26 protein-coding genes are annotated in these 26,051 nt (G+C 58.3%); 14 read left to right on the top strand and 12 right to left on the bottom strand.

The genetic code is table 11. The features are described from left to right. Positions 1–3 precede the first annotated feature (3 nt). From cmoB to ACR6AS_RS06985, 4 genes are all read right to left on the bottom strand, one after another. Entirely contained in the window at positions 4–972 is a 969-nt protein-coding gene (gene cmoB / locus ACR6AS_RS07000; protein WP_111139790.1) for a tRNA 5-methoxyuridine(34)/uridine 5-oxyacetic acid(34) synthase CmoB, read from the bottom strand. Beyond that, positions 969–1,697 carry a carboxy-S-adenosyl-L-methionine synthase CmoA gene (cmoA, locus tag ACR6AS_RS06995; RefSeq protein ID WP_111139789.1) on the bottom strand — a complete coding sequence of 243 codons (729 nt, stop codon included), beginning with the start codon at positions 1,695–1,697 and terminating at the stop codon, positions 969–971. Before cmoA ends, cmoB begins: the two co-directional genes overlap by 4 nt. Positions 1,698–1,778: 81 nt before the next feature. Beyond that, positions 1,779–2,174, bottom strand: a complete 396-nt coding sequence (locus ACR6AS_RS06990) for an MAPEG family protein (protein WP_111139788.1) — start codon at positions 2,172–2,174, stop codon at positions 1,779–1,781. Between the two features lie 69 nt (positions 2,175–2,243). Beyond that, on the bottom strand, positions 2,244–3,065 hold the full coding sequence (locus tag ACR6AS_RS06985; protein ID WP_434161562.1) for a DUF72 domain-containing protein: 822 nt from the start codon (positions 3,063–3,065) through the stop codon (positions 2,244–2,246). 211 nt (positions 3,066–3,276) lie between these two features. Here ACR6AS_RS06985 and aspS point away from each other — a divergent pair, with 211 nt between their 5' ends. From aspS to ruvB, 6 genes are all read left to right on the top strand, one after another. Continuing rightward, positions 3,277–5,055 carry an aspartate--tRNA ligase gene (aspS, locus tag ACR6AS_RS06980; RefSeq protein ID WP_434161560.1) on the top strand — a complete coding sequence of 593 codons (1,779 nt, stop codon included), beginning with the start codon at positions 3,277–3,279 and terminating at the stop codon, positions 5,053–5,055. Next, positions 5,055–5,486 (top strand): dihydroneopterin triphosphate diphosphatase, encoded by a 432-nt coding sequence (gene nudB / locus ACR6AS_RS06975; RefSeq protein ID WP_111139786.1) that lies wholly within the window; start codon positions 5,055–5,057, stop codon positions 5,484–5,486. The genes aspS and nudB overlap by 1 nt, the downstream gene beginning before the upstream one ends. A gap of 278 nt (positions 5,487–5,764) precedes the next feature. After that, complete coding sequence (locus ACR6AS_RS06970) at positions 5,765–6,508, top strand: YebC/PmpR family DNA-binding transcriptional regulator (protein WP_111139785.1); 744 nt, start codon at positions 5,765–5,767, stop codon at positions 6,506–6,508. Between the two features lie 37 nt (positions 6,509–6,545). Further along, positions 6,546–7,073: a crossover junction endodeoxyribonuclease RuvC gene (gene ruvC, locus ACR6AS_RS06965; RefSeq protein WP_111139784.1), complete on the top strand. Its 528-nt coding sequence runs from the start codon at positions 6,546–6,548 to the stop codon at positions 7,071–7,073. 96 nt (positions 7,074–7,169) lie between these two features. Beyond that, on the top strand, positions 7,170–7,784 hold the full coding sequence (gene ruvA / locus ACR6AS_RS06960) for a Holliday junction branch migration protein RuvA (protein WP_111139783.1): 615 nt from the start codon (positions 7,170–7,172) through the stop codon (positions 7,782–7,784). Between the two features lie 8 nt (positions 7,785–7,792). Next, positions 7,793–8,797: a Holliday junction branch migration DNA helicase RuvB gene (ruvB, locus tag ACR6AS_RS06955; protein WP_111139782.1), complete on the top strand. Its 1,005-nt coding sequence runs from the start codon at positions 7,793–7,795 to the stop codon at positions 8,795–8,797. On the opposite strand, the gene znuB is transcribed toward ruvB, so the two are convergent. Both znuB and znuC read right to left on the bottom strand, forming a co-directional pair. Further along, positions 8,798–9,583 carry a zinc ABC transporter permease subunit ZnuB gene (znuB, locus tag ACR6AS_RS06950; RefSeq protein WP_293771312.1) on the bottom strand — a complete coding sequence of 262 codons (786 nt, stop codon included), beginning with the start codon at positions 9,581–9,583 and terminating at the stop codon, positions 8,798–8,800. Further along, positions 9,580–10,335 carry a zinc ABC transporter ATP-binding protein ZnuC gene (gene znuC, locus ACR6AS_RS06945; RefSeq protein ID WP_111139780.1) on the bottom strand — a complete coding sequence of 252 codons (756 nt, stop codon included), beginning with the start codon at positions 10,333–10,335 and terminating at the stop codon, positions 9,580–9,582. The genes znuB and znuC overlap by 4 nt, the downstream gene beginning before the upstream one ends. 77 nt (positions 10,336–10,412) lie before the next feature. On the opposite strand from znuC, the gene znuA reads away from it, so the two are divergent. The 3 genes from znuA to lpxM all read left to right on the top strand — a co-directional run bounded on the left by znuA (position 10,413) and on the right by lpxM (position 13,803). Further along, positions 10,413–11,360, top strand: a complete 948-nt coding sequence (gene znuA, locus ACR6AS_RS06940; protein WP_111139779.1) for a zinc ABC transporter substrate-binding protein ZnuA — start codon at positions 10,413–10,415, stop codon at positions 11,358–11,360. A gap of 13 nt (positions 11,361–11,373) precedes the next feature. Then, entirely contained in the window at positions 11,374–12,705 is a 1,332-nt protein-coding gene (mepM, locus tag ACR6AS_RS06935; protein WP_111139778.1) for a murein DD-endopeptidase MepM, read from the top strand. A 123-nt stretch (positions 12,706–12,828) separates the two neighbouring features. Then, the gene (gene lpxM, locus ACR6AS_RS06930; protein WP_111139777.1) at positions 12,829–13,803 is read left to right on the top strand and encodes a lauroyl-Kdo(2)-lipid IV(A) myristoyltransferase; all 975 of its coding nucleotides are present in this window, start codon (positions 12,829–12,831) and stop codon (positions 13,801–13,803) included. 161 nt (positions 13,804–13,964) lie between these two features. On the opposite strand, the gene ACR6AS_RS06925 is transcribed toward lpxM, so the two are convergent. The 3 genes from ACR6AS_RS06925 to hexR all read right to left on the bottom strand — a co-directional run bounded on the left by ACR6AS_RS06925 (position 13,965) and on the right by hexR (position 17,710). Then, positions 13,965–15,197 carry an MFS transporter gene (locus tag ACR6AS_RS06925; RefSeq protein ID WP_111139776.1) on the bottom strand — a complete coding sequence of 411 codons (1,233 nt, stop codon included), beginning with the start codon at positions 15,195–15,197 and terminating at the stop codon, positions 13,965–13,967. An 84-nt stretch (positions 15,198–15,281) separates the two neighbouring features. Then, positions 15,282–16,724 (bottom strand): pyruvate kinase, encoded by a 1,443-nt coding sequence (gene pyk / locus ACR6AS_RS06920; protein ID WP_111139775.1) that lies wholly within the window; start codon positions 16,722–16,724, stop codon positions 15,282–15,284. A gap of 107 nt (positions 16,725–16,831) precedes the next feature. Next, entirely contained in the window at positions 16,832–17,710 is an 879-nt protein-coding gene (hexR, locus tag ACR6AS_RS06915) for a transcriptional regulator HexR (protein ID WP_293771301.1), read from the bottom strand. 363 nt (positions 17,711–18,073) lie between these two features. Here hexR and zwf point away from each other — a divergent pair, with 363 nt between their 5' ends. Together zwf and ACR6AS_RS06905 are read left to right on the top strand one after the other, a co-directional pair. Continuing rightward, a complete protein-coding gene (zwf, locus tag ACR6AS_RS06910; RefSeq protein WP_111139774.1) occupies positions 18,074–19,549 on the top strand; it encodes a glucose-6-phosphate dehydrogenase in 1,476 nt (491 codons plus the stop codon). 211 nt (positions 19,550–19,760) lie between these two features. Next, positions 19,761–20,399 (top strand): bifunctional 4-hydroxy-2-oxoglutarate aldolase/2-dehydro-3-deoxy-phosphogluconate aldolase, encoded by a 639-nt coding sequence (locus tag ACR6AS_RS06905; protein WP_111139773.1) that lies wholly within the window; start codon positions 19,761–19,763, stop codon positions 20,397–20,399. Positions 20,400–20,433: 34 nt separating this feature from the next. On the opposite strand, the gene purT is transcribed toward ACR6AS_RS06905, so the two are convergent. Beyond that, on the bottom strand, positions 20,434–21,612 hold the full coding sequence (gene purT, locus ACR6AS_RS06900) for a formate-dependent phosphoribosylglycinamide formyltransferase (protein WP_293771295.1): 1,179 nt from the start codon (positions 21,610–21,612) through the stop codon (positions 20,434–20,436). A gap of 165 nt (positions 21,613–21,777) precedes the next feature. Here purT and ACR6AS_RS06895 point away from each other — a divergent pair, with 165 nt between their 5' ends. Together ACR6AS_RS06895 and ACR6AS_RS06890 are read left to right on the top strand one after the other, a co-directional pair. Then, a complete protein-coding gene (locus tag ACR6AS_RS06895) occupies positions 21,778–22,431 on the top strand; it encodes a tellurite resistance TerB family protein (RefSeq protein WP_111139772.1) in 654 nt (217 codons plus the stop codon). A 127-nt stretch (positions 22,432–22,558) separates the two neighbouring features. Then, positions 22,559–24,622: a prolyl oligopeptidase family serine peptidase gene (locus tag ACR6AS_RS06890; protein ID WP_367395556.1), complete on the top strand. Its 2,064-nt coding sequence runs from the start codon at positions 22,559–22,561 to the stop codon at positions 24,620–24,622. Here the strand turns inward: ACR6AS_RS06890 and exoX are convergent. Then, entirely contained in the window at positions 24,616–25,287 is a 672-nt protein-coding gene (gene exoX, locus ACR6AS_RS06885) for an exodeoxyribonuclease X (RefSeq protein WP_199560001.1), read from the bottom strand. The genes ACR6AS_RS06890 and exoX overlap by 7 nt on opposite strands. Continuing rightward, positions 25,284–25,517, bottom strand: a complete 234-nt coding sequence (locus ACR6AS_RS06880; protein WP_111139805.1) for a DNA polymerase III subunit theta — start codon at positions 25,515–25,517, stop codon at positions 25,284–25,286. Before ACR6AS_RS06880 ends, exoX begins: the two co-directional genes overlap by 4 nt. Before the next feature lie 151 nt (positions 25,518–25,668). Between ACR6AS_RS06880 and copC the strand changes: the two genes are divergently transcribed. Then, positions 25,669–26,046 carry a copper homeostasis periplasmic binding protein CopC gene (gene copC, locus ACR6AS_RS06875; RefSeq protein WP_111138827.1) on the top strand — a complete coding sequence of 126 codons (378 nt, stop codon included), beginning with the start codon at positions 25,669–25,671 and terminating at the stop codon, positions 26,044–26,046. The last annotated feature ends 5 nt before the right edge of the window (positions 26,047–26,051 follow it).

The following is a 26,051-nucleotide window of genomic DNA, read 5'->3' as shown; positions in this document are numbered from 1 at the left end:
GCCTTAAGGTTTAGTGGCGACCAGCACGGCACGCAGGGGCGCGGGATAGCCCTCAATCGTTTTGGCGGGATCGTCGGGATCGAGGAATTCCGCCAGTGACTCGCTGGTCATCCAGTCGGTACGGCGCTGCTCTTCGGTGGTGGTGCGGGCGAAATCGACGATGCGGACATCGACAAACCCGCTTTTTTCCAGCCAGCTCTTCAGGGCATCGGCGGAGGGGATAAAGAAGACGTTGCGCATCTGTGCATAACGCTCGCCCGGCACCAGTACCTGGTTAACCTCCCCCTCAATGACCAGCGTCTCCAGCACCAGTTCGCCGCCGCTCACCAGCTGATTCTTCAGCTGCAGCAGGTGATCCAGCGGAGAACGGCGGTGATAGAGCACCCCCATCGAAAAAACGGTGTCAAAGGCCTGCAGCGCCGGTAACTGCTCGATCCCCAGCGGCAGCATATGCGCCCGGCGATCGTCATTCAGCAGCTTGCGCACCGCTTCGAACTGCACCAGGAACAGCTGCATCGGGTCGATGCCGACCACCAGATGGGCGCCTGCACCAATCATCCGCCACATGTGATAGCCGCTGCCGCAGCCGACATCCAGCACCGTCCGGCCCGCCAGCGGGGAGATGTGCGGAATCACGCGCTCCCACTTCCAGTCTGAGCGCCATTCGGTATTGATATGGGTGCCATAGAGGAAATAGGGGCCTTTGCGCCACGGCATCAGGTTGCGCAGTAATTTTTCTATGCCCTGACGATGACGATCGCTGATGTCATCGCGGTCGGCGGTCACGCTGTGCAGCAGGTCGAGCTTCTGCGGTTCCAGCAGCGGCAGATACTCCAGCGACTTGTACCAGTCACGGAAGTGTCCATGCAGGTTTTCACGCTGCCATTCGCTGATCTGCGCCGGTAATACCTCCAGCCACTTCGCCAGCGGACCCACGGCGATTTGCTGATAAAAACGGCCAAAGTCGATCATTTCAACGCCACCAGTGAACCAAAGTTAAAGCACTGGAACCAGAGTTCGGCGTGCGGGAAACCGGCCTGTTTCAGGCGGGCTTTATGGGTTTCAACGCTGTCCGTCAGCATCACATTTTCCAGCATGCTGCGCTTCTGACTGATCTCCAGTTCGCTGTAGCCGTTGGCGCGCTTGAAGTCGTGGTGCATGTTGAACAGCAGTTCGCCGACATCGGCATCTTCAAAACTGAACTTCTCCGACAGCACCAGCGCGCCACCCGGTTTCAGTCCCTGCCAGATCTTCTGCAGCAGCGCCAGTCGGGCAGGCGGCTCCAGAAACTGCAGCGTAAAGTTGAGCACCACCAGCGAGGCATTTTCGATGGGAATATCGCGGATATCCGCTTCCAGCACCGTGACCGGCGTGTCAGCGCGGAAGGCATCCAGATGACGACGGCAGCGTTCGACCATCGCCGGAGAGTTATCCACGGCAATAATCTGGCAACCCGGCACATGAATATTGCGGCGCACCGACAGGGTCGCCGCGCCCAGCGAACAGCCCAGATCGTAAACCTGGCTGTCCGGGGTGACAAAACGTTCAGCCAGCATACCAATCATCGAAATGATGTTGGAGTAGCCCGGCACCGAGCGCTGAATCATGTCAGGAAAGACTTCAGCAACGCGCTCGTCAAAGGTCCAGTCGCCCAGTTTTGCAATGGGCGCTGAGAAAAGTTGATCGCGGTCAGACATATCGAAAATCCGAAGAGACGACGGAAAGGGCGCTATTCTGGCAGAAAGTGGGGCGGGCTGCACCCCTTAACCCCGGCTGGCTCAATGCAGCGTCAGGACCAGCTCCCACGGCAGGTAGATCAGGTTAAAAATGACCATGCCACATAGTGAAAACAGCGTCAGCATCATGCCATATTTGCGGCCTGCCATCGCGCTGCTGCGTAAACCCCAGGCGTGCAGCAGACGGCTGATGAAAAACAGCAGACCGGTGAGATGCACCATCCAGATATCAGCGCCGTTCATCTCCATCATGACCAGCAGCAGCAGCGCCAGCGGAACGGTTTCGATGGCATTGCCGTGAATACGAATGGCCATTTTCAGGTCGTGATAGCCACCGTCGCCGTAGGCCACATGATAGAAACGACGATAACGCACCACATCCAGCGTAAATTTCATCACCAGTATTGCACCCAGCACCACATATAATGCGCTAATCATCGTGACTCCTGTCACTCAGGGTAAAGTGGTTATTCTAGCCAGCGGAGCGGGCGCTGTCCTGTTGTCTCATCAAAACAGTGAGCTCTGTTGCGGCCAGTCAGGTCCGTTGCCGATGCCGGGGTCGATCTGCTGAAGCTGCGGCCAGAGTGCCTGCACCAGCGGAAAAACCTGGCCCATATCGGGCGTATGCAGAAACAGCATCACATCGCCCTGCTGCTGCCACGCCATGAGCTTGTCATGCCAGATCTGAAACAGCGGCACGCTCTCTTCCACGCTGTCACTGCCGATAAAGCGTACCATCGGCTGCGATCCGGTGCGCAGGGCGTGCGGCGGCACGCGGGGCTTCTGGGAACGTGCGACCAGCGCCGCCGGACTCTGCGAGGTGGAGGCGTGAACCGGGCGGCTGTCGAGCATCACGCGGTTAACGCCGCGCGCCAGCAGACCCCGGTTCAGCGCCCGCTCCGCGTCGCCTTTGGCAAAGAACGCCGGATGGCGGACCTCGACGCCATAGTGAAAACGACGCGGCAGGCTGTCCAGAAACGTCCAGAGCGCCTCCAGCTCCGCCGGTGAGAAGCTGGCCGGCAGCTGCAGCCAGTACTGACCGATACGATCGGCCAGTGGCTCCATCAGGCGCAGAAAATCGGTCAGCAGATCGTCGCTGTGTTGCAGTGCTGCCTGATGGCTGATGGTGTTTGGAAACTTAAAGCAGAAGCGAAACGCCTCGTGCGTCATGTCGCGCCAGCGCATCACCGTTTCAGCATTGGGCAGCGCATAGAGCGTGGTATTTCCCTCCACACAGTGGAAATAGCGGGCATAATCCGCCAGGCTGCCGATACCCCAGCGTTTCCAGTGTGAATGCTGCCACTGAGGCAGGCCAATACGAAGTGTCACGCGTGCTCCTGACGACAGGTTAAGATAGCCCATTATCCTCCAGCGTCGGGCTGAGGGGCAAATGCACAGGGGAAATCGGCGCTTTGGCGTGGATCTGCTTATCCTGCCTGCCTTTTTCCATTATAATAGCCGCCATTTTTGCGACAGCATCACATAAGGCAACGCGGCTGGATGCTGTCAGCTGCAGCGGCGAAGTTAAAAGGATAGTGTTATGCGTACAGAATATTGCGGACAGCTCAATCTGTCTCATGTGGGTCAGCAAGTCACGCTCTGCGGCTGGGTAAACCGCCGTCGCGATCTGGGCAGTTTGATTTTTATCGATATGCGCGACCGCGAAGGCATCGTGCAGGTGTTTTTTGATCCCGATCGTGAGGACGCGTTTAAGCTGGCTTCTGAACTGCGTAACGAATTCTGCATCCAGATCACCGGAACCGTGCGTGCGCGTGATGAGAAGAACAAAAACAGCGACATGGCGACCGGTGAAGTGGAAGTGTTCGCCCAGGCGCTGACTATCATCAACCGCTCTGAGCCACTGCCGCTGGACTCTAACCAGACCAACAGCGAAGAAGCGCGTCTGAAATATCGCTATCTGGACCTGCGTCGTCCTGAGATGGTGACGCGCCTGAAAACCCGCGCCAGAATCACCAGCTTTGTCCGTCGTTTTATGGATGACGAAGGTTTCCTGGATATCGAAACCCCGATGCTGACCAAGGCGACCCCTGAGGGCGCGCGTGACTATCTGGTGCCGAGCCGGGTTCACAAAGGTAAATTCTACGCGCTGCCGCAGTCACCGCAGCTCTTCAAGCAGCTGCTGATGATGTCCGGTTTTGACCGCTATTATCAGATCGTTAAATGTTTTCGCGATGAAGATCTGCGTGCTGACCGTCAGCCAGAATTTACCCAGATCGACGTCGAAACCTCCTTCATGACCGCGCCTCAGGTGCGTGAGATCATGGAGCGTTTAATCCGCAACCTGTGGCAGGACGTGCAGGGCGTTGACCTCGGTGAATTCCCGCAGATGACCTTTGCGGAAGCGATGCATCGCTACGGTTCCGATAAGCCCGATCTGCGTAACTCGATGGAGCTGGTGGACGTGGGCGACCTGCTGAAAAACGTGGAGTTCCAGGTCTTCTCTGGCCCGGCCAACGATGCCAAAGGCCGTGTAGCCGCGCTGCGTGTGCCTGCCGGTGCGCAGCTGAGCCGCAAGCAGATTGATGAGTACGGTAAGTTCGTCGAAATTTATGGCGCAAAAGGCCTCGCATGGATGAAGGTCAATGTCCGTGCTGACGGCCTTGAAGGCGTGCAGAGCCCGGTCGCTAAGTTCCTGAACGCGGAGATCGTCGAAGGCATCCTGAGCCGCACCGGCGCGCAGGATGGCGATATCATCTTCTTTGGTGCCGACCGTGCCAAAGTGGTGGCTGACGCCCTGGGCGCGCTGCGCCTGAAAGTGGGCCGCGATCTCAGCATCACCGACGAGAACGCTTGGGCACCGCTGTGGGTCATTGACTTCCCGATGTTCGAAGAGGACGAAGAGGGCGGTCTGGCGGCGATGCACCATCCGTTCACCGCGCCGAAAGAGATGAGCGCCTCAGAGCTGGCCGCCGATCCGACCCGGGCCGTGGCTAACGCCTACGACATGGTGATCAACGGCTACGAAGTCGGTGGCGGTTCCGTGCGTATCCACAACGGCGAAATGCAGCAGACGGTCTTCAGCATTCTGGGGATTGAAGCGAACGAGCAGCGCGAGAAGTTTGGCTTCCTGCTGGACGCGCTGAAGTTCGGTACGCCTCCACATGCGGGTTTGGCCTTTGGTCTGGATCGCCTGACCATGCTGCTGACCGGCACCGACAACATCCGTGACGTTATCGCCTTCCCGAAAACCACGGCAGCGGCCTGCATGATGACCGAAGCGCCAAGCGAAGCGAATCCCGCTTCTCTGCTGGAGCTGGGCATTCAGGTCGTGAAAAAAGAAAAGCCTGAGAATAAATAATGGGCTACAAACACCCGGTTTCAGTGCTGGTCGTGATTTCGGCGCGGGATACTGGCCGGGTGTTAATGCTGCAGCGGCGTGACGATCCCACATTCTGGCAGTCGGTGACCGGCAGCCTGGAACCGGGCGAGTCGCCGCTGGCGACCGCGTGTCGTGAAGTGAATGAAGAGGTCGGCATCGACGTCGTGGCTGAGCGGCTGGAGATGGAGGATTGTCAGCGTCAGATTGACTTTGAAATCTTCCCCCATTTCCGCCATCGCTACGCGCCGGGCGTCACCCATAATCACGAGCACTGGTTTCGCCTGCAATTGCCGCAGGAGCGTGATATCACGCTGACCGAACATCTGGCGTTTCGCTGGCTGGCGGCGGCGGAGGCAGCAGCATTAACCCGATCATGGAGTAACCGCCAGGCAATTGAAGAATTTGCCTGAATGCGCGCCACCGCCCGCTTTTCCGGCGGCCGGTCGCGTAAATTTTATTAATATGGTGAGTTTTAACAGGACTGCACCAGGCTTTTAAACAGTCAGGCGTAATCGGTGCCGCGAGGTTGTCCGCCGCCAGCGTGACGTCGTCAGCGCACGATTCACGAAGCTCGCCCCGCCAGGGACGCCCTTATCGGGCATACAGGCAGATCCTGTAAGAGCCGGGCCGGAGGCGCAGTCCGCAGCGCAGAGAGTCTGCACCCTGTAAAAGATCGGAGAAAAGAGAAATGGCTGGACACAGTAAGTGGGCAAACACCAAACACCGCAAGGCAGCACAGGACGCCAAGCGCGGCAAAATCTTCACCAAAATCATTCGTGAACTGGTGACGGCCGCCAAGCTGGGCGGTGGTGATGCGGGCTCAAACCCGCGTCTGCGTGCCGCAATGGATAAGGCGCTGGCGAACAACATGACGCGTGACACCATGGATCGCGCTATCGCCCGTGGCGTGGGCGGCGAAGACAACGCCAACATGGAAACCATCATCTATGAAGGTTACGGTCCGGGCGGCTCTGCCATCATGATCGAATGCCTCAGCGACAACCGTAACCGTACCGTGGGCGAAGTGCGTCACGCCTTCACTAAAACCGGTGGCAACCTCGGCACAGACGGCTCGGTCGCCTATCTGTTCAACAAACGGGGTGTGATCTCCTATGCGCCGGGTCAGGATGAGGATGCGGTGATGGAAGCGGCACTGGAAGCGGGCGCCGAAGATGTTGTCAGCTATGACGACGGCGCGATCGATGTGTTCACCGCCTGGGAAGAGATGGGCACGGTGCGTGATGCGCTGGAAGCGGCTGGCCTGAAAGCCGATACCGCCGAAGTGTCGATGATCCCGACCACCAAAGCGGAAATGGATGCAGAAACAGCACCAAAACTGCTGCGTCTGATCGACATGCTGGAAGATTGCGACGATGTGCAGGAGGTTTACCACAACGGTGAAATCTCAGACGAGGTGGCGGAAACGCTGTAATGGCGTCTGCTGTCATCACGTTAACCGGAGAGGCGTAATGTCGATTATCCTGGGTATCGATCCCGGCTCACGCATCACCGGTTATGGCGTTATCCGTCAGACCGGCCGCCAGCTCACCTATCTGGGCAGCGGCTGTATCCGCACCAATACCGCCGAGCTGCCCGCCAGACTGAAGCTGATCTACGCGGGCGTCTGCGAAATCATCACGCAGTTTTCACCCGATTTCTTCGCCATCGAACAGGTGTTTATGGCGAAGAATGCTGACTCGGCGCTGAAGCTGGGCCAGGCGCGCGGGGCCGCCATTGTGGCCGCGGTGAACCACGATCTGCCGGTATTTGAGTACGCCGCCCGTCAGGTTAAACAGACCGTGGTCGGCATCGGCAGCGCCGAAAAAAGTCAGGTGCAGCACATGGTGCGAACCCTGCTCAAGCTGCCCGCCAACCCCCAGGCGGATGCCGCCGATGCGCTGGCGATTGCCATCACGCACTGCCACGTCGCTCAGAACGCAGCGCGGATGAGTGACAGCAAGCTGGTGCTGACGCGCGGGCGATTACGCTCAGGTTAGCAACACACGCGCAGGGCTGACTCTCAGGCTGGATATTCATCCAGCCTTTTTTATGTTATAAAATCCGCCACATTCGTCAGTTAAGGAAGCATTCAGGTGATAGGTCGTTTACGGGGCAATATTCTGGAAAAGCAGCCGCCACTGGTGCTGCTTGAGGCACACGGCGTAGGCTATGAAATTCACATGCCCATGACCTGTTTTTATGAGCTGCCTGACCTTCAGCAGGAAGCGGTGATCTTTACCCACTTCGTGGTGCGTGAAGATGCCCAGCTGCTGTTTGGTTTCAACAGCAAGCAGGAGCGCGCGCTGTTTCGCGAGTTAATCAAAGTCAACGGCGTCGGGCCCAAGCTGGCGCTGGCGATCCTCTCCGGCATGTCGGCGCAGCAGTTTGTCACGGCGGTGGAGAAAGAGGAGATCGCCTCGCTGGTGAAACTGCCGGGCGTCGGTAAAAAGACCGCTGAGCGCCTGGTGGTAGAGATGAAGGACCGCTTCAAGGGGATGCATGGCGACCTGTTTGGCGGCGACTCTGCCTTTACCCTCACCACGCCGGGTCCGGAGCCGGAAACGAACGACGCCGAATCCGAAGCGGTTGCAGCGCTGGTATCCCTGGGTTATAAACCGCAGGAAGCGAGCCGTATGATCAGTAAAGTCGGTCGACCGGATGCGGATTGCGAAACGCTGATCCGCGAAGCACTCCGCGCCGCCATTTGAGGTAAGTCATGATTGAAGCCGACCGTCTGGTCTCTGCTGCCAGCGTTAACGAAGAAGAGTTAATCGACCGCGCCATTCGTCCGAAACTGCTGAACGAGTATGTCGGTCAGCCGCAGGTGCGTGAGCAGATGGAGATTTTCATCAAGGCGGCGCAGCTGCGTGGCGATGCGCTCGACCATCTGCTGATCTTCGGGCCGCCGGGGCTGGGAAAAACCACCCTGGCGAACATCGTAGCCAATGAGATGGGCGTCAATCTGCGCACCACCTCAGGTCCGGTGCTGGAGAAGGCGGGCGATCTGGCCGCAATGCTGACCAACCTCGAACCGCATGACGTGCTGTTTATCGATGAAATCCACCGCCTCTCACCGGTGGTGGAAGAGGTGCTCTATCCGGCGATGGAAGATTATCAGCTGGACATCATGATTGGTGAAGGGCCCGCTGCGCGCTCGATCAAGCTCGACCTGCCGCCGTTTACCCTGATCGGTGCCACGACCCGTGCAGGCTCGCTGACGTCGCCGCTGCGCGACCGGTTTGGCATTGTCCAGCGGCTGGAGTTCTATCAGGTAAAAGATCTGCAGCACATCGTGGGCCGCAGCGCCGCCTGCCTCGGCCTGGCGCTGAGTGACGACGGGGCGCTGGAGATTGCCCGCCGTGCACGCGGCACACCGCGTATCGCCAACCGCCTGCTGCGCCGGGTGCGCGACTTTGCCGAGGTGCGGGCCAATGGCGATCTCAGCGGTGAGGTCTCCTGCAGCGCGCTCGATATGCTTAACGTCGACAGCGAAGGGTTCGATTACATGGACCGCAAGCTGCTGCTGGCGATCATTGACAAGTTTATGGGCGGGCCAGTGGGGCTGGATAACCTCGCGGCCGCGATCGGTGAAGAGCGCGAAACCATCGAAGATGTGATTGAACCCTTCCTGATTCAGCAGGGATTCATTCAGCGCACGCCGCGTGGCCGTCTTGCCACGCAGCATGCTTACCGTCACTTCGGCATCACGCGCGAAGAGTAGTTACATCGCCGGTTTGCGCACCATGCTGATGATGAACAGGATGGCGGCGCAGAGCACCACGGACGGACCGGCGGGGGTGTCGTAGAAGGCGGAGAAGGTAAGGCCGCCAGTGACGGCTATCACCCCGATAATCACGGCGGTAGCCGCCATGCCTTCCGGCGAACGCACGAAACGGCGGGCGGTTGCGGCCGGGATGATCAGCAGTGAGGTGATAATCAGCGCGCCGACAAACTTCATGGCCACCCCGATGGTCAGCGCCGTGACCAGCATCAGGATCAGCCGGGTGCGCTGAATATTCACGCCATCGACCTGGGCCAGTTCCGGGCTGATGGTCATCGACAGCAGGGCACGCCACTGCCACGCCATCACCAGCAGCACGACAACTACGCCGCCGCCCATCATCCAGAGATCGTCCGGCGTCACCGCCAGCAGATCGCCAAACAGATAAGCCATCAGATCCACACGCACGTTCTTCATCAGGCTGACCACCACCAGGCCCAGCGACAGGGCGCTGTGCGCCATAATCCCCAGCAGGGTATCAATAGCCAGATGCGGACGACGCTCCAGCCAGACCAGCCCCAGCGCCAGGCAGACGGTCACCAGAATCACCGCGTAGTAGGGGTTCACGTTCAGCAGCAGGCCAAAGGCTACGCCGAGCAGCGAGGCGTGCGCCAGCGTATCGCCAAAGTAGGACATCTTGCGCCAGACCACAAACGAACCCAGCGGGCCGGCCGCCAGCGCCAGCATCACGCCGCCAATCCAGCCCGGTAATAACAACTCAATCATGATGAACCCTGTCCTTTGCGTAAAACGATACGTCCCTGAAGGTCGTGACGGTGATTATGATGGTGACGATAGATCGCCAGCTCCTGTGCACCGCGCGGGCCGAACATCGCGATAAACTCCGGATGCTGTGAGACCGCCTCGGGCGTGCCGGAACAGCAGATGTGATGGTTCAGGCAGAGAACTTCGTCGGTTTTCGCCATCACCAGGTGCAGGTCGTGGGAGACCATCAGCACGCCGCAGTTCAGCTCAACGCGCAGCTGATTAATCAGATCATAGAGCGCAACCTGACCGTTCACATCCACGCCCTGAGTCGGTTCATCCAGTACCAGCAGCTGAGGCTGATTCAGCAGCGCACGCGCCAGCAGCACTCGCTGGGTTTCGCCACCCGAGAGCTTCTGCAATGGTGAATGGAGCAGATGGCCCGCCTGCACCCGCTTCAGGGCGGGCAGGATATCGGCGCTTTTACTGCCCCGCGTCAGACGCATAAAGCGTTCAACCGTAACCGGCAGGGTCGGGTCGATGTGCAGTTTCTGAGGAACATAGCCGACACGCAGGCCGGGCAGACGCTGAACAGTGCCGCTCCCCGGGACGAGCAGGCCAAGCACAACGCGGACCAGGGTGGATTTTCCGGCACCATTGGGGCCCAGAAGGGTGAGAATGCGACCAGGCTGCAAGGCCAGGCTGACGCCTGACAACACATTACGCTGGTTAAATTTTATCGAAACGTTTTCGAGCGTGACAAGTGAGGTCATAGTATTTACAGGTTGCACAGAATTTCGAATGTTATAATATCACATTCCACTTCATGGTCACGATGGAATGACGCAATATGTTACATAATAAAAAGGGCGCAATTTTCGCCTTATCGGCTTTATCCGTTACCGCTTTGTTAAGCCTTCCCGCACACTCTGCCGTGGTGGCATCTATCAAACCGGTCGGCTTCATCGCTTCCGCCATTGCGGACGGGGTAACGCCGGTCGAAGTGCTGCTGCCGGACGGGGCCTCTGAGCATGACTACTCCCTGCGTCCCTCTGATGCAAAACGCTTAAAAAACGCAGACTTAGTCGTCTGGGTCGGGCCGGAAATGGAAGCCTTTATGGCCAAATCGGTGGCCGAACTGCCGGCACAGAAAAATCTCGCCATGGTGAACATCGACGGCGTAAAACCGTTATTGATTAGCGGCGGTGAAGATGAAGATGAGCACGCAGCGGAAAAATCTGAAGAACAGGCGGCTGAGGCTCATCACCATCATCATGGCGAGTTTAATATGCACCTGTGGTTGTCGCCAGAGATTGCGCGTAAGACTGCGGTTGCAATCCATGGAAAATTATTGGAACTTATGCCGCAAGATAAAGCCAAACTTGACGCCAACCTCCAGCAGTTTGAGGTAGCGTTGGCAGACACGAACAAACGCGTCAGCGCACAACTCGCTCCGGTTAAAAATAAAGGATATTTCGTTTTTCACGACGCTTACACATATTTTGAAAAACAGTACGGTCTCTCGCCTGCCGGGCACTTTACCGTAAATCCTGAAATTCAACCGGGCGCTCAGCGTTTACACCAGATACGAACACAGTTGGTTGAGCAAAAGGCGGTCTGCGTCTTTGCTGAGCCACAATTCAGGCCAGCAGTCATCGATGCTGTTGCCCGCGGAACGCAGGTGCGTAAAGGCACGCTCGACCCCCTGGGCACAGACATCAGCTTAGCCAAAGACAGCTATGTGAAATTCCTCTCACAACTGTCGAGCCAGTATGAAAGCTGCCTGAAAGGAGCATGAGGAATAGGTAAAAGTGCAGCAGATAGCCCGCTCTGTCGCCCTCGCATTTAACAATTTGCCGCGCCCCCACCGCGTTATGCTGGGTTCATTAACCGTTGTTACTCTGGCCGTCGCTGTCTGGCGGCCTTATGTTTACCATCCCACCGATGACGTGGCGCCTGTCGTCAAAACCATCGACCTGGATAAAAACGAACTTCGTACGCTGCTGCCGGAAGCCAGTGAGCCAATCGATCAGAGCACACCGGAACCGGACGAAGAGTTGCCAGCAGACGATGTCGACACCGACGTGCCGGACACCGCAGGCGTCCACGACTATACCGTCTCCTCCGGTGACACGCTCAGCAGTGCCCTGAATCAGTATGGCATCGACATTGGCGACATTAATGCGCTGGTGGTGAGCGATCGCGATCTGCGTAATCTGCAGGTCGGTCAGCAACTGAGCTGGACGCTGGATGATGATGGCGGCCTGAAAACCCTGAGCTGGGAGATCTCCCGCCGCGAAACCCGCACTTATGAGCGCAACCCGAAAGGCGGCTTTACGATGAGCGCCGAGATGCAGAAGGGTGAGTGGCGTAACAGCGTGATGCAGGGCGAAGTGCGTGGCAGTTTCGCGGCCAGCGCGCAGCGTGCCGGGCTGACAGGTGCCGAAGCCAGCAGTGTCATTAAGGCGCTGCAGTGGCAGATGGATTTCCGTAAGCTCCGTGCAGGCGACCAGTTCAGCGTACTGATGTCACGCGAAATGCTGGATGGAAAGAGTGCGCAGAGCCAGTTGCTGGGCGTCCGCCTGCGCAGCGGTGGTAAAGACTACTACGCCTTCCGTGCCGAAGATGGCAAGTTCTACGACCGCAGCGGTTCCGGTCTGGCGCGTGGCTTTATGCGTTTCCCGACCGTGAAGCAGTATCGGGTTTCATCGAACTTTAATCCGCGTCGTCTTAATCCGGTCACCGGGCGTATTGCGCCACACAAAGGCGTCGACTTTGCCCTGCCAATCGGCACGCCGGTACTGGCCGTGGGGGATGGCGAGATCGTCGTGGCGAAAAATGGCGGTGCTGCCGGCAACTACGTGGCGATTCGTCATGGCCGTCAGTACATGACGCGCTATATGCATATGAAGAAAGTGCTGGTGAAGCCTGGCCAGAAGGTGAAGCGTGGCGACCGAATTGGTCTGTCAGGAAACACCGGACGCTCAACCGGGCCGCACCTACATTTTGAAATCTGGATCAATAATCAGGCGGTGAATCCGTTAACAGCTAAACTTCCACGTATGGAAGGTCTGACGGGCAAAGCGCGCAGCGATTATCTGGCCCAGGTGAAATCCTGGCTGCCTCAGCTCGGCCTGAAGTAAGCAGATTCGTCAGCTCGCCAGAAAACCGACGGTTTACCGTCGGTTTTTTGCTATCTGGCGCAGGATGATTGCAAATTTTCAGGTGGTCACTATCATTAGCCGCTCATTGCTTGAGGCGAGTGCATGGAAACCCGTAAAAAAAATAACATTGAATTTATTCCCGTTTTTGAACGTTCTTTTCTGAAACCTAAATACTGGGGCAGCTGGCTGGCAATTGGTGCGCTGGCCGGACTGGCTTATCTGCCGCCAAAAGTACGTGATCCGCTGCTGGGCCGTTTAGGCCGCTTTGCCGGTAAGCTGGCAAAAGGGGCACGTCGCCGTGCGCTGATTAACCTCTATTACTGTCTGCCGGAACTCAGCGAGGCGCAGCGTGCCACGGTGGTCGATGAGATGTTTGCGACCGCGCCGCAGGCGATGACCATGATGACCGAGCTGGTTCTGCGCGATCCGGCGCGCATCCGTGAGCGCGTGGAGTGGCACGGCCGCGAGATCATCGATCAGATGAAGGCCGACCAGCAGAATGTGATTTTCCTGGTGCCACACGGCTGGGCGGTGGATATTCCCGCCATGCTGCTGGCGTCAGAAGGCCAGAAAATGGCCGCGATGTTCCACAATCAGAGTGACCCGCTGCTGGACTACGCCTGGAACACCGCGCGTCGTCGCTTTGGCGGCCGGATGCATGCCCGTAATGACGGGATTAAACCTTTCATCAGCTCGGTTCGGCAGGGCTACTGGGGCTACTATCTGCCCGATCAGGACCACGGCGCAGAGCACAGCGAGTTTGTCGATTTCTTCGCGACCTACAAAGCGACGCTGCCTGCAGTCGGCCGACTGATGAAGGTGTGCCGCGCCCGCGTGGTGCCGCTGTTCCCGGTCTATAACAGCGAAACACATAAACTTGAGATCTATGTGCGTCCGCCGATGGATGACCTGCTGGAAGCCGACGATCGCCAGCTGGCGCGCCGGATGAATGAGGAAGTGGAGGTGTTTGTCCGTCCGCATCCCGAGCAGTACACCTGGATACTGAAGCTGCTCAAGACCCGCAAAGAGGGTGATATCGAACCCTATTCGCGCAAAGAGCTCTATCCGCGCAAATAGCAGAAAGGCCGCATAAGCGGCCTTTTTTATTCTCGCTCAGTCGACCGCGTCCGGCGAACAACCAGAAACGCAGAGAACAGGAGAGCGTGCCGGCCACGGAGCTGACGCTGTCTCCCTGGCCTCCCGTCCTCTACGCCCGTCACACCACGCTGTGCGCAGTGTTACAACGCCTCCAGCGTGCTGCGGCGTTTACGCTCGCGCATAAACAGCTTCACCAGCCCGAACCAGAGCACGCCGCTGATAAAGTTAATCAGGCAGAACCACAGCATACCGCCGCTGAAGTAACCGCTCTTCGCCAGTTCAATCCCCACCGCCAGCGTCAGAATACTGATCATCCCCAGCATTGCCGCCACGCTGCCTTTACCTTCCTGACTGGCGTAGAGTGTCAGGCGATAGAGCCCGGCGTTGACCATCCCCGCGCCAAAGGCGTAGAGGCTCAGCCCGGCCGTCACCAGCAGCCAGGCGTGGCTGTTGAGCAGGCTCGCCACCAGCGCCAGTGTGAGGCCGATCAGGATCGGCCAGGCGGCGAAGATCACCGGCCGCTCAATCGGCACCCGACCCGCCAGCTTACTCAGCGTCAGGTTGCCCGCAATCATCGCCATAAATACCGGCAGCTGCAGCAGAGCATACTGCATGCGGGATAATCCCTCGTCATGCATCAGGATGACCGGGGAAAGCGCCACCCAGGTCAGGATCGGAATAAATACCAGCCCGATGGCAAAGGAGCCGGACATCACCAGCCGATCTTTCATCAGCCGCCCATAGTTACGTGCCAGATTGGGCAGGGCGATAGAGTGACTGCGGTCGCCGGCGGTTTCCGGCATCACGCGCCAGAGCACCACAAACGCCACCACGCTGCAGGCGGCAAACAGCCAGAACATGCTGCGCCAGCTGCCCAGGGTGAGCCAGGCGGCACCGGCCAGCGGGCCAGCCAGCGGAGCCAGCAGCGCGACGTTGGCCATCAGCGCCATCATGCGCACCGCGAGTGCCTCATCAAATGCCTCCTGAATCGCCGCATAACCCACCGCGCCGATAAAGCAGAGGCTGATGCCCTGAATAAAGCGCAGAGTGACAAACTCTTCAATCGAGCTGACCCAGTGGGTCAGGATGCAGGCAACGGCAAAGAAGAGGATGCCGGAGAGCATCACCGGACGACGGCCATATTTATCAGAGAGGGGGCCGAGCAGCCATTGCAGCACCACGCCGCCAATCAGATAGGCGGTCAGGGAGGTAGAGACCCATTCCGGGCCGACGGAAAATTCGCGGGTGACGATCAGCATACCCGGCTGGATCATGTCATGCGCAATATAGGTGGCAAATTCGAACAGCACTAACGCCAGAGGGAAGAGCAAAATTCGGCCGGTAAGCTGGCTGATGGGGTGAAAACGGGCCATCTGGCCTCCTTGTCAGAAAAGAAAACGCGACTGCCAGGCAGTCGCGTTATTGATTCTACACTGACACTGTCAACCCGGGCTCAATTAATCCACTCGCAGTACACGCGACGTGTTGGTGGTGCCGGTCGCACCCATCACATCACCCTGCGTCACGATGACCAGATCACCGGACACCAGGAAGCCCTTGTCGCGCAGCAGGTTAACCGCATCGTGGGCCGCTGCGACACCATCGTTGTTGCTGTCGAAGAAGACCGGCGTAACGCCACGGTAGAGCGCGGTCAGGTTCAGCGTGCGCTCATGGCGTGACATGGCAAAAATCGGCAGGCCCGATGTGATGCGTGAGGTCATCAGCGGGGTACGGCCCGACTCGGTCATGGTGATGATCGCTGTGACGCCCTGCAGATGGTTCGCGGCGTACATCGAGGACATCGCGATCGCCTCTTCGATGTTGTCGAACTGTACATCCAGACGGTGCTTGGAGACGTTAACGCTGGGGATCTTCTCTGCGCCCAGGCAAACCTTCGCCATCGCCGAGACGGTTTCCGCCGGATACTGGCCCGCTGCGGTTTCCGCGGAGAGCATGACCGCGTCCGTGCCATCCAGCACGGCGTTCGCCACGTCCATTACTTCGGCACGGGTAGGCATCGGATTGGTGATCATCGACTCCATCATCTGCGTGGCGGTAATAATGGTGCGGTTGAGCTGACGCGCGCGGCGGATCAGCGCTTTCTGGATGCCGACCAGTTCCGGATCGCCAATTTCAACGCCCAGATCGCCACGCGCCACCATCACCACGTCGGAGGCCAGAATGATGTCATCCATCGCTTCCTGCGTCGCGACCGCTTCGGCACGTTCCACTTTAGCGACCAGCTTCGCGTCACAGCCCGCTTCGCGCGCCAGGCGGCGTGCCAGGTTCATATCTTCGCCACAGCGTGGGAAGGAGACGGCCAGATAATCGACCTGAATCTTCGCAGCGGTGATGATATCCGCCTTATCTTTCTCAGTCAGCGCTTCCGCCGACAGACCGCCGCCCAGCTTGTTAATGCCTTTGTTGTTCGACAGCGGGCCACCTACGGTCACTTCGGTGAAAACCTTCATCTGCTGAACTTCCAGCACTTTCAGCTGCACGCGGCCATCATCCAGCAGCAGGATATCGCCCGGCACCACATCTTCCGGCAGCCCTTTATAGTCGATACCGACGCGCTCTTTATCACCTTCGCCTTTACCCAGGCTGGCATCCAGCAGGAAACGGTCGCCGATATTCAGGAAAACTTTGCCTTCTTTAAAGGTCGACACGCGGATTTTCGGGCCCTGCAGGTCACCGAGGATGGCGACATGGCGCCCCAGTTTTGCGGCGATCTCGCGCACTTTATCGGCACGTAGCTGATGATCTTCCGGTGTGCCGTGAGAGAAGTTGAGTCGTACAACGTTCGCGCCAGCTGCGATGATTTTTTCGAGGTTATTATCACGATCGGTTGCCGGGCCGAGGGTTGTAACGATTTTGGTTCTTCTGAGACGTCTTGACATCGAGGACTCCGTAAACATTTAAGCGTGTCCCGGTGGGAGGACACAACATGGTTATCTATTCTATATGATCGACGGGTTGTGATACGACTCACATTGTAAATGTGATGTTAATTTTTTTGCTGCTCATCCTCTTCCCGCAGTGTGGGCTTTTCGTAACGCGACGCTTTCAACGCTTCTTTCACGCGTTTCAGGTTTTCCCGGAAGGGCGCTCCCCGTTCCAGGGTATAACCGGTCGCCAGAACATCGATCACGGTCAGCTGGGCCAGGCGCGATACCATCGGCAAATAGACATCAGTATCTTCCGGTACATCAAGCACTAAAGCGATCGCTGCTTCACGGGCCAGGGGTGAATCGGGAGAGGTGATGGCAATAACGGTGGAACCGTTTACACGGGCCAGGCGAGCCAGTTCTATCATATTTTTTGTGCGCCCAGTATGCGAAATGAGAACAAAAACGTCACCGGCTCGACTATTTATGCAACTCATGCGCTGGATCACAATATCGTCCGACCAGATGACCGGCAGATTAAAGCGCAGAAACTTTGTAAAAGCGTCATGCGCCACCACGCCGGAAGCACCCAGACCAAAAAAGGCGAGTTTGTCGGCCTGCGCCAGCCGGGTGACCGCCTGCTGCAGATGGACGCTGTTCAGCTGATCCCGCACCTGCTGCAGCCCGGCCAGCGCCGAGTCGAAGATTTTGTGGCTATAGCTCTCTGCGTCATCATCGTCTGCCACGCCCCGGCTGACCCAGCTGCTGCCTGTTACCAGGCTCTGCGCCAGATGCAGTTTGAAGTCGGGAAAGCCGCGTGCGCCCAGCCGATGGCAGAAGCGATTCACGCTGGGTTCGCTGACGCAGGCTTCCCGCGCCAGCGTTGCAATGCTGGAGTGCATCGCTGCCTGTGGCGCGGCCAGAATCTGCCGGGCGACTTTCTGTTCCGCTTTGCTCAGCGCAGCGAACTGCGCCTCAATCTTTTCCAGCATATTCATAAGGCAATGACCATCATCACTTTTATCAATTTCAATTATCACTGTCGTCGCTGCGGAATAACAGAGACTATATCGCGTCAGCAGCCGGCAAGCGCAACGGCGGACAAGCCGATTGGCTGCTGATTTGAGATACTTTGACCCGCGTCAGATTTTCCTGACACCAGCAGAAACAGAAAAAAACGGCCATCCGCACGGGTCATCACACGCACTGCGCTTATCCGGTACAGAGTTAATGCGGTTGACCCGGCGAGTCGGTTTACCTGGCGCGGGGAAAAAAGTAGAGTGTGCTCAGTAAAATAATAACCTGGACCCGGTGGCAGAGGATGCATCCCCACCGGACTATCCTGCAATGAGGAGAGGAAAATGGCGGTAACACAAACAGCCCAGGCATGCGATCTGGTGATTTTCGGTGCCAAAGGCGATCTTGCACGCCGTAAACTGTTGCCTTCACTGTATCAGTTAGAGAAAGCGGGTCAGATCCACGCTGAAACCCGCATCATTGGGGTGGGCCGTGCTGAGTGGGACAAAGCGGAATACACCAAAGTGGTACGTGAAGCACTGGAAACCTTCATGAAGGAGAAGATTGACGAAGCGCTGTGGGACAAACTCAGCAATCGTCTCGACTTCTGCAACCTCGATGTCAACGACACCACGCACTTCCCGAAACTGGGCAAGATGCTGGACCAGAAGAACCGCACCACCATTAACTACTTTGCGATGCCGCCAAGCACCTTTGGCGCGATCTGTCAGGGGCTGGGCACCGCGAAGCTGAATGCGAAGCCGGCGCGTGTGGTCATGGAGAAGCCGCTGGGCACCTCACTGGAAACGTCGCAGGAGATCAACGACAGCGTTGGCGAATATTTTGATGAGAGCCAGGTGTTCCGTATCGACCACTATCTTGGCAAAGAGACCGTGCTGAACCTGCTGGCGCTGCGCTTTGCTAACTCTATCTTCGTCAACAACTGGGATAACCGCACCATCGACCATGTGCAGATCACCGTGGCAGAAGAGGTGGGGATCGAAGGCCGCTGGGGTTACTTCGACAAAGCGGGTCAGATGCGCGACATGATCCAGAACCACCTGCTGCAGATCCTGACCATGATCGCCATGTCACCACCGTCCGATCTCAGCGCCGACAGCATCCGTGACGAGAAAGTCAAAGTGCTGCGCTCGCTGCGCCGTATCGACCAGACCAACGTGCGCGAGAAAACCGTTCGTGGTCAGTACACCGCGGGCTTCGTGCAGGGTAAAAAAGTGCCGGGCTACCTGGAAGAAGAGGGGGCCAATAAGTCCAGCTCAACGGAGACCTTTGTGGCGATTCGGGTGGATATCGACAACTGGCGCTGGGCGGGCGTACCCTTCTACCTGCGTACCGGTAAGCGTCTGCCGACCAAATGCTCCGAAGTCGTGGTGTACTTCAAAAACCCGGAGATGAACCTGTTCAAGGATTCCTACTCTGAGCTGCCGCAGAACAAGCTGACGATCCGTCTGCAGCCGGATGAAGGGGTGGATATCGAAATCCTGAACAAAGTGCCGGGTCTGGATCATAAGCACAAACTGCAGACCACCAAGCTGGACCTGAGCTACTCCGAGACCTTTAACCAGTCACATCTGGCCGATGCCTACGAGCGTCTGTTGCTGGAGAGTATGCGGGGTATTCAGGCGCTGTTCGTCCGCCGTGATGAGGTGGAAGCCGCATGGACCTATGTGGATTCCATTATCAACGCCTGGGCTGCCGATGGCGACTCCTCCAAACCGTATCAGGCGGGCACCTGGGGCCCGGTGGCCTCGGTCGCGATGATCACCCGCGATGGTCGCTCGTGGAACGAGTTTGAATAACCCACGTCATGATGAAGCCCGCAACGCGGGCTTTTTTTTCGCCCTGCGTCAGCCCGCCGGAGAGAGAAAAGTGAACTGCTGTTTCAAAATGGCGGCAGGATGATAGACGCTCAGGAAGGGGATCATGTATGGTAGTGACGCAACTTACAGGGCAGGAGCGGATGCTCCATGACCGGGCCGCAATCCCGGTGTTATCAAGCAAGGGGAACTGATGAAAAACTGGAAAATGAGTGCTGAACAGATTCTGACCACCGGACCTGTGGTGCCGGTCATCGTTGTCAATAAACTGGAACATGCGGTGCCGATGGCGAAGGCGCTGGTGGCGGGCGGCGTTAAAGTGCTGGAAGTCACGCTGCGCACGCCCGTCGCCATGGATGCCTTACGTGCGATGATCAAAGAGGTGCCGGAGGCGATCGTGGGCGCGGGCACGGTCATCAACCCGCAGCAGCTGCAGGAAGTTACCGACGCGGGTGCACAGTTTGTCATCAGCCCTGGCGTGACCGAATCGTTACTGAAAGCCGCCGTCGAGGGACCGGTTCCCCTGATCCCGGGGATCAGCACCGTCTCTGAATTAATGACCGGCATGGATTACGGTCTGCGCGAGTTCAAGTTTTTCCCGGCGGAAGCGAATGGCGGGGTGAAGGCGCTGCAGGCGATTGGCGGACCTTTCCCGCAGGTGCGTTTCTGCCCGACCGGCGGTATCTCGCCTGCGAACTACCGCGACTATCTGGCGCTGAAAAGCGTACTGTGTATCGGCGGCTCCTGGCTGGTGCCAAACGACGCGCTGGAAGCGGGCGACTGGGATCGCATCACCCGCCTGGCCCGCGAAGCGGTCGAGGGCGCGAAGTAAGTGATGGCGGTGAGCTTCGGCTCACCGCACACCGTTACCCCTGAACGGTGACCGCCGCTGCGCTGGCAACCGCACGCGCAATCGCCTGAGTGGTGCTGTCACCGCTGGCCAGCGCAACGCCCAGACGACGCTGCCCGCTGATCTCCGGCTTACCGAACAGGCGCAGTTGCAGGCCCGCACCCAGCGCCGCTTCCACATTCACAAACTGTACGTTCTGGCTGGTCAGCTGCGGCAGGATCACGGCGGACGCGGACGGACCATACTGGCGGATCCCGCCAATCGGCAGACCGAGAAATGCCCGGACGTGGAGCGCAAACTCTGACAGATCCTGCGAAATCAGCGTCACCATCCCGGTGTCGTGAGGACGTGGCGACACTTCGCTGAAGACCACCTCATCACCGCAGACGAACAGCTCAACGCCAAACAGGCCATAGCCGCCCAGCGCCTTCACCACCTGCGCGGCCACATCCTGCGCCCGCTGCAGCGCCACATCGCTCATCTGCTGCGGCTGCCAGGATTCGCGATAGTCGCCATCCTCCTGACGGTGACCAATCGGCGCACAGAAATGAATGCCGTCAACCGCGCTGATGGTCAGCAGGGTGATCTCAAAGTCGAAATTCACCACGCCTTCGACGATGACGCGACCGGCACCGGCGCGGCCACCCTGTTGCGCATACTCCCACGCCTGATCAAGCTGGCTGGCGTCGCGGATAAAGCTCTGGCCTTTTCCGGATGAACTCATGACCGGCTTCACGATACAGGGGAAGCCGATTCCGGCGGCGGCGTCATCGAAGCTCGCCTTGCTGTCGGCAAAGCAGTAGCGGGAGGTCGGCAGGGATAACTCTTCGGCGGCCAGACGACGGATGCCCTCGCGATTCATCGTCAGCCGGGCGGCACGGGCGGTCGGCACGACGCGCTGACCCTGCTGCTCAAGCTCAACCAGCATATCGGTGGCGATCGCCTCGATTTCCGGTACGACAAAGTCAGGTTTCTCTTCTGCAATCAGCGCGGCCAGGGCTGCGCCATCGAGCATATTGATCACATAGCTGCGATGCGCGACGTGCATCGCTGGCGCATCGGCGTAACGATCCACCGCGATCACCTCTACCCCCAGACGCTGACACTCCAGCGCCACCTCTTTTCCCAGTTCACCTGAACCTAATAACATCACGCGCGTCGCTGCCGGGCGCAGCGCGGTTCCGAGAGTTGTCATACATTCACCTAAGCAGTCAGAATTCGGCCGCAGTATAAACGAAAACGTTTGCGTTCTCATCCTTCCTCCTGGTCACGCTGCCGTTTGCCTTACTTTTCCCGCTCTGACGTTTCCTGACATCCGTTTCGCCAGGATAGCAGGCTGACACTGTAAAAGGAGTGGATGATGACTAACTGGTTGCAACAGATTCAGTCCGTGCTGGCAAAAAAGGGCGAGGGTAAAGCGGGCGGCAGCTTAAGCGATATGCTCGCGCCCGGTGCGCTGGGCGGTCTGGCCGGGATGCTGGTCGCCAGTAAATCGTCGCGAAAGCTGCTGACGAAATATGGTGGCAAAGCCCTGATAATTGGCGGTGGGGCCGCCGCAGGCGCAGTGCTGTGGAGCAAATATAAGCAGCGGGTCAGCGAAGCGCACCAGAACGAACCTGACTTTGGGGTGGCGCAGACGCCGATCGATAAACGAGCTGAACGCCTGGTCACGGCGCTGGTGTTTGCCGCCAAAAGCGACGGGCACATTGACGATCAGGAGCGCGCCGCCATCGAACAGAATATTCATCAGTCCGGCTACGGTCAGGAGGCGGAACAGCTGATCCAGAGGGCGATGAACCGCCCGCTCGACCCGCAGTGGCTGGCCGCCGATGTCAGAAATGAGGAGGAGGCGCTGGAGCTCTATTTCCTGAGCTGTGCAGCTATCGACATCGATCACTTTATGGAGCGCAGCTATCTCTCTGCGCTGGGCGACGCCCTGAAAATCCCGCAGGATGTCCGCGACGGCATTCAGCAGGATCTCAATGAAGAGAAAGCCCGACTCCCCGCCGGTTAATTTCCGCTGACCAACCGCTGGCGGGGCAGGCTATCGCCCCCGCCAGCGTAACCCTGCTATCCCGCCTCTGGCTTCCGGCTGCTGAAGTGTTACGCTTAAAGATCATGACGTTCACGGAGAGAGATGGATGAAAGCTCCCATCGCAAAAAAAATTCCTCATGAGATGACGCTGCACGGCGAGACGCGCATTGATAACTACTACTGGCTGCGCGACGACAAACGTGAAAACAGCGAAGTCCTTGATTACCTGCGCGCCGAGAACAATTACGGCAAACAGATCATGTCGTCGCAGCAGCCGCTGCAGGATCGGGTATTAAAAGAGATCATCGATCGGCTGCCCCCGGAAGATCACTCGGTGCCCTATGTAAAAAATGGCTACCGCTATCAGAGCCGCTATCAGAGCGGTAACGAATATCCGGCCTATTACCGTCAGCCCGCCGCGAGCGACGAATCCGGGGAGTGGAGCCTGCTGCTGGACGCCAACCAGCGTGCCTCGCACAGCGAGTTCTACACCATGGGAGCGCTGCATATCAGCCCGGACAATCGTCTGATGGCGCTGGCGGAAGACTTTCTGTCGCGACGTCAGTACGGCATCCGCTTCCGCAATCTGGAGAGTGGCAGCTGGTATCCTGAGGTGCTGAGCAACGCCTCTTCCAGCTTTGCCTGGGGCAACGATTCGCGCACCGTCTACTATGTGCGCAAGCATCCGCAGACCCTGCTCTCCTATCAGGTCTGGCGTCATGAACTGGGCACGCCGCAGTCGGATGACCAGCTGGTCTATGAAGAGCAGGATGATACCTATCATCTCAGCGTGCATAAGAGCACCTCCAAGCAGTTCATCCTGATCGCGCTCTACAGCACCAACACCAGCGAAATTCAGCTGATTGACGCGAACTTTCCCGATGCGCTGCCGCATGTCTTTCTGCCACGCCGTCGCGGTCATGAGTACAGCATCGACCATTACGATCACCAGTTTTTTATTCGCTCTAACCGGGAAGGCAAAAACTTCGGGCTCTACCGCAGCCGTTATCTGGATGAGTCGCGCTGGGAGACGCTGATCCCGGCGCGGGAATCGGTGGTAATGGAAGATTTTCAGCTGTTCCGCGACTGGCTGGTGGTGGAGGAGCGTCAGCGTGGCTTAACCAGCCTGCGGCAGATCAACTGGGCCAGCGGCGAAACCAGCGGCATCGCCTTTGACGATCCGACCTATGTCACCTGGCTGGCCTACAACCCCTCGCCGCGCACCAGCAAACTGCGCTACGGCTACTCATCCATGACGACGCCGACCACGCTGTTCGAGCTGGATATGGACACCGGCGAACGGCGCATCCTGAAACAGAGCGCGGTAAAAGGTTTTAACGCAGACGATTACAAAAGCGAACATCACTGGATCAAAGTCAGCGACGGCACTGAAGTCCCGGTGTCGCTGGTCTATCACCGTAAACATTATCAGCCGGGACAGAACCCGATGCTGGTCTATGGCTACGGTGCCTACGGCAGCAGCATGGACGCCGATTTCAGCGTCAGCCGCCTGAGCCTGCTGGATCGCGGCTTTGTCTATGCGCTTATCCAGGTGCGTGGCGGTGGCGAGCTGGGGCAGCAGTGGTATGACGGTGGCCGCCTGCTCAACAAAATGAACAGCTTCACCGATTTTATTGAGGTGACAGAGGCGCTGGTGGCGCGCGGCTTCGGCCATCCTGAACGGCTCTATGCGATGGGCGGCAGCGCGGGCGGCCTGTTGATGGGCGCGGTGATTAACCTTGCACCCCAGCAGTTTCACGGGGTCGTGGCGCAGGTGCCGTTTGTGGATGTGGTCACGACAATGCTCGATGAGTCGATCCCGCTGACGACCGGCGAGTATGACGAGTGGGGGAATCCCAACGATCCGGCGTACTACCGCTACATCCGTCAGTACAGCCCTTATGACAACGTGGAGGCGAAAGCCTATCCGCATCTGCTGGTCACCACCGGACTGCACGATTCGCAGGTGCAGTACTGGGAGCCAGCGAAATGGGTGGCGAAGCTGAGGTCGCTGAAAACCGACAATAACCTGCTGCTGCTCTGCACCGACATGGATGCCGGGCACGGCGGTAAGTCGGGACGCTACAAAGCTTACGAGGGGATTGCGATGGAATATACTTTCCTGCTGGGGCTGGCGCAGGGCACGTTGCCGCCAGCCCAGGATTACTGAGGCTCGGTCAGGTATTTTCGCAGCGCCTGTCGCAATGGCGGGCGCAGATCGGTGACATTATCCAGCACCCACTTCAGGTAGCCCGGATCCTTGCGGGCAATCACCGCGATTGCCTGGCCGCGATATTTGCCGAACGGCAGGATGTCGTCGCGCTGGGCTGCCGGTTGTGAACGGACAATCATTTCCGACGCGCTCCAGCCCGAGGTCTCCATGATGCGGATCAGCAGCGCCGCCGTGACATAGCAGTCATAGAGTGCGCGGTGGGCATGCAGATCGGCAGGGGGCGTCACATCCAGCTTCAGCGAATGGCGCAGCGCCTGGTTGCCATATTTAATGCCCGGCCAGAGCTGACGCGCCAGCTGCATCGTGCAGATCCATTCACCGAACATCTCCGGCAGCATCCGGCGGTCAAAGCTGGCGTTATGCGCCACATAAAAAGCACTGCCGTAATAGCGTGGGATCGCCTCTTCGATGGTCGGTTTACCGGCCACCATCGCTTCGGTAATGCGATGCACCGCCATCGCCTGCCGGCTGATCGGACGGTCGGGCAGGATAAGATCGCTCATGGGATTAACAATCTGTCCGTCCACCACATCCACAGAGGCGACTTCGACCACACCGCCCTGCAGGCCGCAGGTTTCGGTATCGATAACGCGAAACATCATGATTTCATCTTCGGTTCATAAGGCAGGCGCGACAGGCTGAGTGACGCCTGGCGATAGTGCATCAGGCGCTGACGGAACCAGTCGCGCAGTGCTTCGGGCTGCTCCTGCGCAACCATTTCGGCAACCACCGGCATGTTATAGCGCTCTTTAAACGCCACGCCCGCGGCCGCCAAATCGACATTGATTTTGTCTTTCTCTTCCTGGGGCAGTCGGGCAAGGTTATGGCTCATAATTTTCTCCTGGATATAGCGGGCAAAAGTAATGTTTTCGCCGGTCTGAATCAAGGATTAAGGATCGCATCGCTGGCCTCGACAGTGCAAATAGAGCAGCGTATCCTTTTGCACTGTTTGTCGCCCTGGCAGCGGTTAAAAGGATGATCTTATGCAGAAAATACGTATTTCCCGGGTGGTTACGGCACTGATGGCCGCCGGTGCAATGGCATTCAGCTCGCTGGCCGCGGCCCACGCGCATCTTCGCTCCTCAGTCCCTGCTGACAACGCGCAGGTGTCATCCTCCCCCGATACCCTGACGCTGAATTTCAGCGAAGATATCGAAGCGGCCTTTAGTGGCGTGACGCTGCTGGACAGCCATCAGAAGCCCGTTGCCACCGATAAAGCCCGCGTGGCCGCTGACCAGAAAAAGCAGCTGATTGTCGGGCTGCCGCAGCCGCTGAAGGCGGGAGATTACCAGGTTAACTGGCATGTTCTGTCGGTCGATGGGCATAAAACGGCAGGACGCTATCGCTTCAGCGTGAAGTAAGGCCG

Origin of the sequence: Pantoea phosphatilytica, from assembly GCF_051025615.1 — a bacterium.
Classification (GTDB): domain Bacteria; phylum Pseudomonadota; class Gammaproteobacteria; order Enterobacterales; family Enterobacteriaceae; genus Pantoea.
Note: the sequence above shows the minus strand (reverse complement) of the source record. Positions and strands in the feature narration are given on the sequence as shown.